The organism is Ruegeria sp. BG8 (genome assembly GCF_056538325.1).
In genome coordinates, this window is sequence record NZ_JBQFSZ010000002.1 from 69,261 (window position 1) to 81,264 (window position 12,004).

Annotated in this window: 11 protein-coding genes; 5 read left to right on the forward strand and 6 right to left on the reverse strand. The window is 58.1% G+C overall.

Annotated elements, in window-relative coordinates; translation table 11 throughout:
* Nucleotides 1-4: 4 nt before the first annotated feature.
* The 5 genes from mreC to ACR0DG_RS05585 are packed head-to-tail and all read left to right on the forward strand — an operon-like array spanning nt 5 to nt 5,466.
* Nucleotides 5-907, forward strand: a complete 903-nt coding sequence (mreC, locus tag ACR0DG_RS05565; RefSeq protein ID WP_480695142.1) for a rod shape-determining protein MreC — start codon at nt 5-7, stop codon at nt 905-907.
* Complete coding sequence (locus ACR0DG_RS05570) at nt 900-1,436, forward strand: rod shape-determining protein MreD (RefSeq protein WP_480695144.1); 537 nt, start codon at nt 900-902, stop codon at nt 1,434-1,436. The genes mreC and ACR0DG_RS05570 overlap by 8 nt, the downstream gene beginning before the upstream one ends.
* Nucleotides 1,433-3,382 (forward strand): penicillin-binding protein 2, encoded by a 1,950-nt coding sequence (mrdA, locus tag ACR0DG_RS05575; protein WP_480695146.1) that lies wholly within the window; start codon nt 1,433-1,435, stop codon nt 3,380-3,382. The genes ACR0DG_RS05570 and mrdA overlap by 4 nt, the downstream gene beginning before the upstream one ends.
* Entirely contained in the window at nt 3,379-4,518 is a 1,140-nt protein-coding gene (gene rodA, locus ACR0DG_RS05580; RefSeq protein WP_480695148.1) for a rod shape-determining protein RodA, read from the forward strand. The genes mrdA and rodA overlap by 4 nt, the downstream gene beginning before the upstream one ends.
* A 15-nt stretch (nt 4,519-4,533) precedes the next feature.
* Nucleotides 4,534-5,466 carry a 2-hydroxyacid dehydrogenase gene (locus ACR0DG_RS05585; RefSeq protein ID WP_480695150.1) on the forward strand — a complete coding sequence of 311 codons (933 nt, stop codon included), beginning with the start codon at nt 4,534-4,536 and terminating at the stop codon, nt 5,464-5,466.
* On the opposite strand, the gene ACR0DG_RS05590 is transcribed toward ACR0DG_RS05585, so the two are convergent.
* The 6 genes from ACR0DG_RS05590 to ACR0DG_RS05615 all read right to left on the reverse strand — a co-directional run bounded on the left by ACR0DG_RS05590 (nt 5,463) and on the right by ACR0DG_RS05615 (nt 12,002).
* On the reverse strand, nt 5,463-7,478 hold the full coding sequence (locus ACR0DG_RS05590; RefSeq protein ID WP_480695152.1) for a M3 family metallopeptidase: 2,016 nt from the start codon (nt 7,476-7,478) through the stop codon (nt 5,463-5,465). The genes ACR0DG_RS05585 and ACR0DG_RS05590 overlap by 4 nt on opposite strands.
* Before the next feature lie 58 nt (nt 7,479-7,536).
* Entirely contained in the window at nt 7,537-8,580 is a 1,044-nt protein-coding gene (locus tag ACR0DG_RS05595) for a HesA/MoeB/ThiF family protein (protein ID WP_480695154.1), read from the reverse strand.
* Complete coding sequence (gene dut, locus ACR0DG_RS05600) at nt 8,581-9,036, reverse strand: dUTP diphosphatase (RefSeq protein WP_480695156.1); 456 nt, start codon at nt 9,034-9,036, stop codon at nt 8,581-8,583.
* Between the two features lie 15 nt (nt 9,037-9,051).
* Nucleotides 9,052-10,248 carry a bifunctional phosphopantothenoylcysteine decarboxylase/phosphopantothenate--cysteine ligase CoaBC gene (gene coaBC, locus ACR0DG_RS05605; RefSeq protein WP_480695158.1) on the reverse strand — a complete coding sequence of 399 codons (1,197 nt, stop codon included), beginning with the start codon at nt 10,246-10,248 and terminating at the stop codon, nt 9,052-9,054.
* Between the two features lie 63 nt (nt 10,249-10,311).
* Nucleotides 10,312-11,127 carry a ChaN family lipoprotein gene (locus tag ACR0DG_RS05610; RefSeq protein WP_480695160.1) on the reverse strand — a complete coding sequence of 272 codons (816 nt, stop codon included), beginning with the start codon at nt 11,125-11,127 and terminating at the stop codon, nt 10,312-10,314.
* Nucleotides 11,124-12,002 carry an RNA polymerase factor sigma-32 gene (locus ACR0DG_RS05615; protein ID WP_480695162.1) on the reverse strand — a complete coding sequence of 293 codons (879 nt, stop codon included), beginning with the start codon at nt 12,000-12,002 and terminating at the stop codon, nt 11,124-11,126. Before ACR0DG_RS05615 ends, ACR0DG_RS05610 begins: the two co-directional genes overlap by 4 nt.
* Between the last annotated feature and the right edge of the window lie 2 nt (nt 12,003-12,004).

Below are 12,004 nucleotides of genomic sequence, written 5' to 3' on the forward strand. Positions count from 1 at the left end.
ACCTGTGGCAAAGGACCGATCACAACGCGACGAATACACTGCCCCTCTGCGACGCCTGCTGCTGGGGATCGTTGTATTGTGCTTGCTCGGAATCTTTCTGGTTTGGCGAATTGATAGCCCGCGCGTTGAACGGTTCCGCGCGCAAGTGGTGGATAGCGTGGTCCCCTCGATGGAATGGGCGATGGTCCCGGTGAATGGCCTGGTCAATCTGGTGCGGGATTTCCAAAGCTACCAACGCCTGAGCGAGCAAAATCAAGAGCTGCGCAGTGAACTGCGCCTCATGCGAGCATGGAAAGAAGCGGCCCTTCAGCTAGAGCAGGAAAATGCCCGCCTGCTTGATCTGAACAATGTCCGTCTGGACCCGCGCCTGACCTACATAACGGGGGTCGTAATGGCGGACAGTGGTTCTCCGTTTCGGCAGTCCGTTCTGCTTAATGTCGGCGAGCGTGACGGCATTATGGATGGATGGGCTACGATGGACGGGATCGGAGTGGTCGGGCGCATCTCGGGCGTCGGCCCTGACACGGCTCGGGTGATCCTGCTGACCGACGCATCCAGCGCCATTCCCGCGACGATTCAGCCTTCGGGTCAAACGGCCCTGATCGCAGGTGACAATACCTCGTCACCCGCTGTAGAGTTTCTTGAAAACCGCGAGCTAGTGCGCCCCGGTGACCGTGTTGTCACCTCAGGGGATGGGGGGGTGTTTCCCGGTGGCCTGCTGATTGGCCAAATTGCTGAGGACCCCGGTGGGCGCCTTCGCGTCCGTTTGTCTGCTGATTTCGAAAGGCTCGAATTTTTACGCGTCTTGCGATTCCATTCCGCCCCGGCGATTGACGATTCCGGCGATATCGTTGGCCCCAGACGCCCCGAGGCCGCCCTAGCCCCTGCGGAGGTTGGTGATGGATAGGCAAGCGTCTCGACTCTGGGCCAAGCGGGGGCTGTATCTGTTTCTGGCGACACTGATCCTGTTCCTGCACCTTCTGCCATTGGATTCCAAGCCAGACCGATGGCCATTTCCGGATCTGCTTATCGCACTCACATTCGTTTGGGTTGTTCGGCGACCTGAATACGTGCCTGTTCCCCTTATCGCGGTTGTCATGCTGACGGCTGACCTTCTGCTTCAACGACCGCCAGGGTTATTGGCCGCGCTGGTCGTTATTGGCGCGGGGTTTCTACGAAACTCGGCACCGGGAATGCGGGATGGCGGGTTCGCAAGCGAATGGACAACGGCTGCGGTCGTGATCACGGCAGTTTTTGTGCTGAACCGGGTAATTCTTGCTATTCTATCTGTGCAACAAGCGGCATTGGGACCGGTCGTGATTCAAGTGGTTTTGACAATCGCAGTTTACCCAGTGGTGGTTTTCCTAAGCCAGAGCGGCTTTGGAGTGCGACGTATATCTGCCGGTGAGGCCGGATCCGCAGGAGCGCGGCCATGAAGCAGCGCAAACCAAAAACACAAGGCCTTGCCTATAAGCGTCTACCCAGACGCGCGTTGATACTAGGTGGAATGCAAGCCGTCTTTATCGGTGGCCTTGCTGCGCGGATGCGGTTTATGCAGGTCGAGCAAGCCGACGAATACCGCCTGCTTGCAGAAGAGAACCGGATCAATATTCGCCTGATTCCACCAACACGGGGCCGAATTTACGACCGCAACGGGCAAATCATCGGCCAAAACTCTCCTTCGTACCGGATCGTGATGGTGCGCGAGGATGCCGGTGATGTGGATGCCGTTATCTCAAAACTGTCCAGCATTATCCCGCTGACCCAAGATGAAATCGAACGCGCCAAGGCTGAGATGCGCCGCTCGGCCCCTTTCCTGCCTGTCACGCTGGCGGATCAGGTGACGTGGGAAGATATCTCGAAAGTTGCCGTTAATGCACCCGCCCTACCCGGTGTGACGCCCGAAGTCGGCATGACACGGCAGTATCCGCGTTATGAGGACTTTGCACATGTGGTCGGCTATGTCGGCCCGGTCAGCGACTATGACCTCAGCCAGATCGAAGACCCCGAGCCCGTCCTGCGTATCCCCCGGTTCCAGATCGGTAAGGTTGGGTTGGAAGCGAAACAGGAAATTTCGCTGCGCGGCAAGGCAGGCGCCAAACGCGTCGAGGTCAACGCCACCGGCCGTGTTATGCGCGAGTTGGATCGTCAGGAAGGAGAGGCCGGAGCCGATCTGCAATTGTCCGTAGACGCCGACCTGCAGCAATACGCCCAAGCCCGACTTGCCGGAGAAAGCGCCGCCGCCGTTGTGATCGACTGCGAGACTGGCGACATCCGGGCGATCAGTTCCGCACCCAGCTTTGACCCCAACTTGTTTGTGCGCGGCATATCAGTTGCCGATTACCGAACACTGACGCAGGATAACTACCGCCCGCTAGCGAACAAGACCGTGCAGGGGACCTACCCGCCTGGGTCGACGTTCAAGATGATCACTGCCATGGCAGCACTTGAGGCTGGTGTCGTCGGTCCCGGCAATACAGTGTACTGCCCCGGTCACCTGAAAGTTGGCAGCCGACGTTTTCACTGCTGGAAACGCGGTGGCCACGGAACAGTTGATCTTGAGCTTTCGCTGAAACGCAGCTGCGATGTTTACTACTATGATGTCGCCCTGAAAACGGGGATCGACAAGATATCGGATATGGCGCGTACGTTCGGACTGGGGGTCAAGCACGACATTCCAATGTCTGCGGTCGCCGCTGGATTGGCCCCTAATCAGGCCTGGAAAGAGCGCGTCCACGGCGAAGGCTGGCTGGTTGGTGATACCGCGAATGCCTCTATCGGTCAGGGCTTTATGCTGGCTTCCCCCTTGCAACTGGCGGTTATGACCGCCCGAATTGCCACTGGACGTGAGGTCAAACCTCGCCTGGTTCGTTCGATCAACGGGGTTGAGCAGCCATCGGGTGCGGGTGAGCCGTTGGCCGTAAACCCGAACAATCTGAAGTATATCCGCGAAGCGATGTTCTCGGTGTCCAACGACCGGCGCGGCACGGCCTATCGTAGTCGCATCATTGCAGAAGACTTCCGCATGGCCGGCAAAACAGGCACCAGCCAGGTCCGCAATATCACCAAGGCCGAACGCGCAGCCGGGGTTATCAGAAATGAGGACCTGCCGTGGGAGCGCCGGGACCACGCGCTGTTTGTCAGCTTCGCACCTTATGACAAGCCGAAATACGCGATCGCCGTGGTGGTAGAGCATGGTGGCGGCGGCTCGAAAGCTGCGGCTCCGGTCGCGCGGGACATCATGTTGCAGGCGCTCTACAACGGCACACCTCCACTAGAAGCTTATCCGGTTGCCGATCGGGACCGCATCAAGGAACAGCAAAAACAGCTTGAGGGCGACCGCCGTCCCAAAGCGCGTCCATCCGAGAAGGATCGCGCATGAGCTATTTGGAATACGCCGTCAAATCCACACCATCGGGGTTTCGCAAATTCCTCTATATGAACTGGCCTTTGACGCTGTTGCTGATCAGCGTGGCAAGCGCAGGCTTCCTGATGCTGTTCTCGGTGGCGGGTGGCTCATGGACCCCTTGGGCCGAACCCCAGATGGAGCGGTTCGGGCTGGGGCTTGCCGTGATGTTCATCATCGCCATGGTGCCCATTTGGTTCTGGCGCAACATGTCTGTCCTGGCCTACCTGGGCTCGATCGGATTGCTGATCATAGTCGAACTTTTTGGAACGATCGGCATGGGCGCACAGCGCTGGATCGACCTGGGCTTTATGCGACTGCAACCCTCCGAAGTCATGAAGGTCGCGCTGGTGATGGTTCTGGCAGCCTACTATGACTGGCTTCCGTCACATAAAACCTCAAGGCCGCTGTGGGTCATAATACCGGTTGTGCTGATCCTGATACCGACCTTCATGGTTTTGCGCCAACCGGATCTTGGCACTTCGATCCTTTTGCTGGCCGCGGGCGGCGGCCTGATGTTTCTGGCCGGGGTTCATTGGGCTTACTTTGCGGCTGTCATAGCTGCAGGCGTCGGACTGGTCGCCACAGTCTTCAACAGCCGCGGCACTGAATGGCAGCTGCTCAAGGACTATCAGTTCCGACGGATTGATACATTTCTGGACCCCTCCACCGACCCGTTGGGCGCGGGCTACCACATCACACAGTCCAAAATCGCCTTGGGGTCGGGTGGCTGGAATGGGCGTGGGTTCATGCAGGGAACGCAATCGCGGCTGAACTTTCTGCCCGAAAAGCACACGGACTTCATCTTTACCACGCTGGCCGAAGAGTTCGGCTTCGTCGGTGGCATCACGTTGTTGACCCTATACGGCCTGATCCTTGTCTTTTGTGTTGTCACTGCGCTTATGACGAAAGACCGTTTTTCGTCACTGGTGACGCTGGGCATCGCGTTGAACTTCTTCCTGTTCTTTGCTGTGAACATGTCGATGGTCATGGGCCTTGCCCCGGTCGTTGGTGTTCCGCTGCCGATGGTCAGCTATGGTGGGTCGGCCATGCTTGTCCTGATGGCCGCGTTCGGCATCGTTCAAAGCGCGCATATTCACCGCCCCCGCTAAGCTGAAAGGCCACCAATGCCCGTAAACGTTCTGTTTTCTGCGCGCCCTGAACTATGGCCAGAATACCAACCTTTATTGACAAAAGGGCTATCCGACGCGGGGCTGGACGTTAATCTGGATACGCAGATGGCACCGGATCAGGTGGACTATGTGGTCTATGCCCCGAACGGTGGGTTGTCGGATTTCAGCCCCTACACACGGCTCAAGGCGGTGCTCAGCCTATGGGCAGGGGTGGAAAGCATCTCGGACAATCATACCCTGACCGTTCCATTGACGCGGATGGTTGATCACGGGCTGACACAGGGCATGACCGAATGGGTGGTGGGGCATGTGCTGCGGTACCATCTGGGTATGGACAAGCACATCACGGTTCAGGACGGCGTGTGGACACCTATCGCACCTCCGTTGGCTTCGGACCGCACGGTCTGTGTCTTGGGACTGGGCGCTTTGGGCAGCGCAGCGGCCCAAGCACTGGCCTATCTGAATTTTGACGTCATAGGTTGGAGCCGCACGGCAAAAGACATTCCCAATATCACTTGCATGCATGGCCAAGATGGCCTGCGCACTGCCCTTTCCCAATCCGAGATCGTGGTTCTGTTGCTACCCGACACCCCGGCGACCGAGAATACGCTCAACGCCGAAACGCTTGCCTTATTGACCACAGGCGCGTGCATTATCAATCCCGGGCGCGGGCCGTTGATTGACGATGACGCTTTGCTTGACGCACTGAATAGCGGAAAGGTCGGGCATGCCACGCTTGATGTATTTCGAACCGAGCCTTTGCCGGTGGATCACCCCTATTGGGCACATCCAAACGTAACCGTGACGCCGCATATTGCGTCCGAAACACGCCCTGTAACCGCGGCGCAGGTGATCTGTGAAAACATCCGACGAGGCGAAGCCGGAGAGCCGTTCCTGCACCTCGTCGATCGTTCTTTGGGATATTAGGCGGCGATTAAACCCCGCCCTTTCAGCAGCGCCTCAACACCGGGAAGACGTCCGCGGAACGCCATATACAGATCTTCTGCCTCGCGCGAGCCACCGGTGGACAGGATATGTTCCTCTAACGCTTTGGCGCGTTCGGGATCAAAAGCGCCACCGGCCTCTTCAAAGGCGGCGAATGCATCAGCATCCATAACCTCGGACCACATGTAACTGTAGTAACCCGAACTATAACCGTCACCGGCAAAGACGTGCGAAAAATGCGGGGTTGCATGCCGCATACCTATCGCCTGCGGCATCCCCAACTCGGCCAAAACTTCCTCTTGCTTTACCATCGGGTCGATAGGCGCGGGACCGTCATGAAAGGCCAAGTCAACCAAGGCCGAAGATACGTATTCCACGGTCTGGAAACCCTGATCGAAATTGGCAGCCCGTAGGACTTTTTCCAGCATGTCTTTCGGCATCGGCGCGCCGGTCTCGGCGTGGGTGGCGAATTTCGTCAATACTTCCGGGACCTCAAGCCAGTGTTCATATAGCTGGCTGGGAAGTTCCACAAAATCGCGCGCTACCGACGTTCCCGAGATGCTTTCATAAGTCACATCAGACAACATCTGGTGCAGGGCGTGACCGAATTCGTGAAACAAGGTTCGCGCATCATCGTATGACAAAAGCGTGGGCTCGCCTTTCGCAAAACTGCAGACGTTCTTGACGATCGGCGTCTGGACATCGGGAAATTTCGCCTGAGATCGCATGGCGCTGCACCACGCGCCCGAACGTTTGGATCCGCGCGCGATGTAATCGCCGATAAACACTGCAACGTGCTGACCGTTCCGTGTGACCTCCCACGCACGGCAATCGGGGTGGTAGAGCGGCACATCCAATGGTGCAAATTCCAATCCGAACAGACGGTTGGCGCAATCAAAAGCGGCCTCGATCATACGGTCCAATTGCAGGTAAGGTTTCAGCTCGGCTTCATCCAGATCATGTTCGACCTTGCGGCGTTTCTCGGCGTAATAACGCCAATCCCAGGCCTTGAGTGATCCGTTCACACCGTCGGCTTGCATCATCTGTTGCAGGGTTTCGGCGTCCGCATCCGCGCGCGACTTGGCCGGTTCCCAAACCTGCATCAACAATTCGCGCACCCGATCCGGGGTGCCTGCCATTTCGGTTTCCAGCTTGAAGGCTGCAAAGCTGTCATAACCCAGCAGTTTTGCGCGTTCTTCGCGCAGGTGCAAAATCTCGGCCGCGATTTCCCTGTTATCCGTTTCGCCTCCACCTGCGCCGCGCGCTGTCCACGCCCGGTACGCCTTTTCACGCAGATCACGACGGCTGGAAAACTGCAGAAACGGCACGATCAAGGATCGCGACAACGTCACAACAGGCCCGCCTGCACCTTTTTCCTCGCCCGCCGCACGTGCCGCGTTCACGACGAATTCCGGCAAGCCCTCCAGATCATCTTCCGCCAATTCCATGAACCATTCACGCTCATCAGCCAGAATATTTTGGGTGAAGGACGTCCCCAAAGACGCCAACCGCGCCTTGATCTCCTGCATCCGCACGTCTTCTGCACCGGTCAGAGCAGCCCCGGATCTTACAAAACCGCGATGCGTCAGCATCAGTACACGTTTTTGCTCGTCACTCAGGTTCAGGTCATCCACCCGGCCCCAAAGATCAGCCAACCGGTTAAACAGGGCTTTGTTCGACGAGATCCCTGCGAAATGCGCCGCCAGCTTTGGCGAAAACTCGCGCTGCAACGCTTCGCGCTTTGGATTGCTGTCTGACCCCGCGACGGCATAGAAAACGGACAGAACTTTATTTACCTGCTCACCCGCAGCCTCAAGAGCCTCGACCGTGTTGGCGAATGTGGGTGCGTCTGGATTATTCGCGATTGCTTGGATTTCAGCATTATGGGTTTGCAGGGCTTCGTCCAATGCGGGCGCATAATCTTCGTCGGAAATCTTGTCGAATGGTGCAATTTCGAACGGGGTCGTCCAATCGGACAGGATCGGGTTGGTCATAGAGCTCTCCTTTGACCATTACCTAGGAACAGAGGCGGCGCCGGTCCAGTGCAGGTGATCAATCTGTGCCGCAAACCGGGCAATCAGCGCGGCGCGACAGAGTGATTTTCCGGCTTTCGCCATAAAGTGCATCGTAGATCAGCATGTCGCCACGAAGGGCCTGACCGGCCCCTGTGATGACCTTGATCGCCTCGACCGCCATCATCGACCCCACCACACCCGGAAGCGGGCCAACCACTCCGGCCTCGGCGCAGGAAGGGGCTAATCCGGGTGCCGGTGCCTCTGGAAAAATGCATTGGTAGCAAGGCGCTTCGCCCGCGGGGTCAAAAACACTCAATTGTCCTTCCCACTGAGACAACGCGCCCGAGATCAGCGGTTTGCCCAATGCCACGGCGGTCCGATTGGCCAGATAGCGCGTATCGAAATTGTCAGTACCGTCCAACACCAGATCAAAATCCGCAAACAGGTCGGACGCAATCTCGTCGGTCAGACGCCGGTGATAGGGCAAAACCACCACGTTTGGATTCTGCGCCAACATGGCCTGCTGCGCCGAAAACACTTTGGGCATACCGATATCTGCGTCTCGGTGGATCACCTGTCGCTGAAGGTTGGCATTCTCGACCACGTCATCGTCAATGACACCGATCGTGCCGACACCCGCCGCTGCCAAGTACTGCAATGCCGGAGCACCGAGGCCACCCGCGCCTATCACAAGCACCCGGGCCTGTTTCATCTTTTTTTGACCCGGCCCGCCCAATTCCCGCAGCACGATGTGGCGCGCATAGCGTTCCAGCTCAGTTTCAGAAAATTGGTCAGATGGCATGGCGGGCTCCTTGGTCGTGGAAGGTGCAGCGCGATCTCGCAGCGCTTTCAGCACCTTTCCATAAACCAGAACCAAAACCGCCGAGCCACCCAATATCAACCACATCGCAGCAGAACCACCGGTGGCCTCGCGCAAGGGGTGGCCGTCAGGTAGCACCAGCTGCGCCACGATGACGCCCAAAAGCAAAACCCCGACCAAGACCATGCGCGCGGTGCGTGACACTCCCGCCAAATACCCGATCCCCCACAGAGCGGAGGCAAGAATGAGGATCAGCAGCATCTAGCCTCGCCCGGTCGAACCAAAACCGCCCGCACCGCGATCCGTATCGCTGAGGGTCTCGGCTGCCTCGAACACGGCTTGCACAACCGGGGCAACAACCAATTGGGCGATACGCTCGCCATGTGCGATCTCAAAGGTATCCTGACCCGCATTCAGGACAATCACACCCAAAGGGCCACGATAATCGCTGTCAATTGTGCCGGGTGTGTTGGGCAAGGTGATACCGTGTTTCAAGGCCAGTCCCGAACGCGGCCGCACCTGAATCTCGTAACCCTGCGGGATCTCAACGCGCAATCCAGTGGGTACCAGCGCCCTTTGACCCGGTTCCAGTTGAATTGACGCTTTTCCCGGCAGGTTCGCGCGTATATCTGCGCCCGCAGCACCTGCGGTCTCATATGAGGGCAACGGCACCGACAAGTCGGAATCCTCGTCTCGGATCACACGGATCGCTACCATCCTGGGTCCTTTCATCTATCCTGTAAGCGCATCGGCAATTTTGGCGGCCAGGCGTTGGGCAACTGCGTCTTTCCCCATACGCGGCCATGCTTCGGCACCGGTGTCGGAAATCAGGGTCACCGCATTCTCGGACCCGCCCATTATGCCGGTCGCAGGGCTGACATCGTTCGCAACAATCCAATCGCAGCCCTTGCGCGCACGTTTGGCGGTTGCATGTTCGACCACATTATCTGTTTCCGCAGCGAACCCAACGACAAGCGAGGGGCGGCCTGCCTCCAATTGAGAGATGCGCTTCAGAATGTCTGGGTTTTCGGCAAACTCGAGCGCAGGCAAGCCATCACGGGTTTTCTTGAGCTTTCGATCCGAGGCGCTTGCAACCCGCCAATCGGCAACGGCTGCAGCAAAGACGCCTGCATCAACAGGCAGCGCGGCGTCAACCGCGTCAGACATTTGTTGCGCGGTCTCCACGGACACCACATGGACCCCTGCGGGCGGCGCGACGTCGGCAGGCCCGGTCACAAAAATCACCTCAGCCCCCAATGCGGACAATGCGCGTGCGACCGCTGTGCCTTGCGCACCAGAAGATCGATTCGCGATGTATCGGACCGGGTCGATCGGTTCTTGCGTCGGGCCAGACGTGACCAGAACACGTTTTCCAGCCAACGGTCCATCGCCCAGTTGCGCCTCGATAGCTGCGACGATCTCAAGAGGTTCCGACATGCGGCCCGGCCCGTATTCACCACAGGCCATGTCGCCCTCATTCGGGCCAACGAACAAAACACCATCTGACTGCAATAGCCCCAGATTGCGCTGGGTCGCCGGATGATCCCACATCCGAACATTCATGGCAGGCGCACACAGAACCGGCGTGTCAGTCGCCATCAGCAAAGTCGAGGCCAGATCGTTGGCCAAACCTGCCGCCATCTTCGCCATCAAGTCAGCCGTTGTGGGGGCGACAACCACCAAATCCGCCGAGCGAGACAATTGGATATGTCCCATCTCGGCCTCGTCAGTCAGGTCGAACAAATCACGATAGGCCTTTTCACCCGCTAGTGCAGAAACCGACAGGGGTGTGACGAATTCCTCAGCCGCTTTCGTCAGGACAGGCGTCACGGCAGCACCGCGTTCTTTCAGCCGACGGATCAGATCCAGCGACTTATAGGCCGCAATCCCTCCGCCGATGATCAGCAGAATGCGTTTGGATGCCAGCATGTTTTGCCCTTCCCGTGCAGATCGGTCCCGACATTAGGCAAGGCTGCGCTCCAGTACCAGCCGTTAATTCTGCGTCTGAAACGCCAGACAGGGGTCTTCACGTTCAACCGTGGGGCTGTCGATCACGGCATCAAACTCTCCGTTAATGCTGCCATCTTCGGATTGTCCCAGAACAAAAACCTTCAGGCCCGGGCGCAGGCGCGACAAAAAGGTGGGAATGCCGCGATCCTTGCGAGCATGGCCATTGCCCGTGATCACAGCGATAGGCCCGCCAGTTTCGTCCTCGGCACGGAGGATGGCACGGGTCAGAACCGCATCGCGCAAGCGCTGTATCGCCACCATTTGCGGCAAAGCCTCAGCAGGCAGTGCGTTGCAATGAGCCGCCATTTGATCAGCTTCTCGCTCTGCCTGATCTGCGGCAGACAGCGGCACCGTCAGGCCGTACCGCGCAGCATCCGCGCCCAATGCTGTCGCCGCGCCTCGCTGCATTGCCGCACGCGCCGCCGCACGTGGTACCATTGCGCCGTAAACCGGTGCGTCGGTAGCCTGAAAAACAGGATAATACAGGCTGAGAGGCGGCCATCCCATCTCTGCCCACTCAAGAATCCGGGCCAGTTCCTCGGGGTTGGTCGCAGCTTTCTGCCCAAGCCGTCGCGCGCCCTCTTCGGTAATCATCTCCCATACAACAGCGGATGGGTTGATCAGTTCCAGCGCTTCTTTTTGGACAATGTGGTGCTGTGGGTTGTCGTGAATCTCACCCAGAATAACGATATCTGCGGCCTGCATTGCCGCAGATACCTCATCAGGTATCAATTGTTCGGCACGGGCCAAGCCCGGCGTAACCACTAGTGCAATAAGCAGAATCGCAATCTGTTTCATGCGATGAAGTGTTGCACCTCGCGCGATTGAGCTTCAAGGTTCTTGCGCATTTTTACGAATGCAGCGGCTTCAAGCTGGCGCACACGTTCTTTCGAAAGACCCAGCTCCTGCCCAAGGCTTTCCAACGTCCGGGCTGGTTCACGCAACTTGCGCTCGCGCACGATAAAGCGTTCACGGTCGTTAAGAGATTGCATCGCTGTCACAAGCCATTCACGAAGCTGCTCGGTGTCGTGGCTGTTTTCGACAGTTTCCGCGGCCTGCTCGCTGTCGTCTTCCAGCGCATCAATCCACTCGCGACCATCTTCGTCCGCGGACTGCACTGCGTTCAGCGAGAAATCCGATCCCGAAAGCCGACCCTCCATCATCTCAACATCGCGAAGCGGCACACCAATCTCGGCAGCAATCATCTGATGCAACTGGTGGCGATCAAGGTCCATGCCTTCGGTTGCAGCCTCACGTTCCAGACGTGCCTGAACCCGACGCATATTAAAGAACAGCGATTTCTGGGAAGAGGTCGACCCGGTCCGAACCATCGACCAGTTCCGCATCACATAGTCCTGAATGCTGGCCTTGATCCACCAAACCGCATAGGTCGAAAACCGCACACCGCGATCGGGGTCAAACTTGTCAGCCGCTTTCATCAAGCCTAGCCCGGCCTCTTGGATCAGGTCGTTCATCGGGGCGCCGTATCGTTTGAACTTGGCGGCCATCGAGATTGCCAGCCGCATATAAGCAGTGATCAACCTGTGCAGCGCTTGCTCGTCGCGGTGGTCGCGCCACGCGTAAGCCAGCTGTAATTCTGTTTCCGCGTCCAGCAACTCGGCTTTCATCGCCTGCCGTGACATTGAGAAATCGTTCGTATTGTCCAGTGCCATGG

Excerpts from the sequence above, each read along its gene's own strand:
- ACR0DG_RS05570 (WP_480695144.1), top strand. The coding sequence starts at position 900 with ATGGATAGGCAAGCGTCTCGACTCTGGGCCAAGCGGGGGCTGTATCTG.
- mrdA (WP_480695146.1), top strand. The coding sequence starts at position 1,433 with ATGAAGCAGCGCAAACCAAAAACACAAGGCCTTGCCTATAAGCGTCTA.
- rodA (WP_480695148.1), top strand. The coding sequence starts at position 3,379 with ATGAGCTATTTGGAATACGCCGTCAAATCCACACCATCGGGGTTTCGC.
- ACR0DG_RS05585 (WP_480695150.1), top strand. The coding sequence starts at position 4,534 with ATGCCCGTAAACGTTCTGTTTTCTGCGCGCCCTGAACTATGGCCAGAA.
- ACR0DG_RS05590 (WP_480695152.1), bottom strand. The coding sequence starts at position 7,478 with ATGACCAACCCGATCCTGTCCGATTGGACGACCCCGTTCGAAATTGCA.
- ACR0DG_RS05595 (WP_480695154.1), bottom strand. The coding sequence starts at position 8,580 with ATGCTGCTGATCCTCATTCTTGCCTCCGCTCTGTGGGGGATCGGGTAT.
- dut (WP_480695156.1), bottom strand. The coding sequence starts at position 9,036 with ATGGTAGCGATCCGTGTGATCCGAGACGAGGATTCCGACTTGTCGGTG.
- coaBC (WP_480695158.1), bottom strand. The coding sequence starts at position 10,248 with ATGCTGGCATCCAAACGCATTCTGCTGATCATCGGCGGAGGGATTGCG.
- ACR0DG_RS05610 (WP_480695160.1), bottom strand. The coding sequence starts at position 11,127 with ATGAAACAGATTGCGATTCTGCTTATTGCACTAGTGGTTACGCCGGGC.
- ACR0DG_RS05615 (WP_480695162.1), bottom strand. The coding sequence starts at position 12,002 with ATGGCACTGGACAATACGAACGATTTCTCAATGTCACGGCAGGCGATG.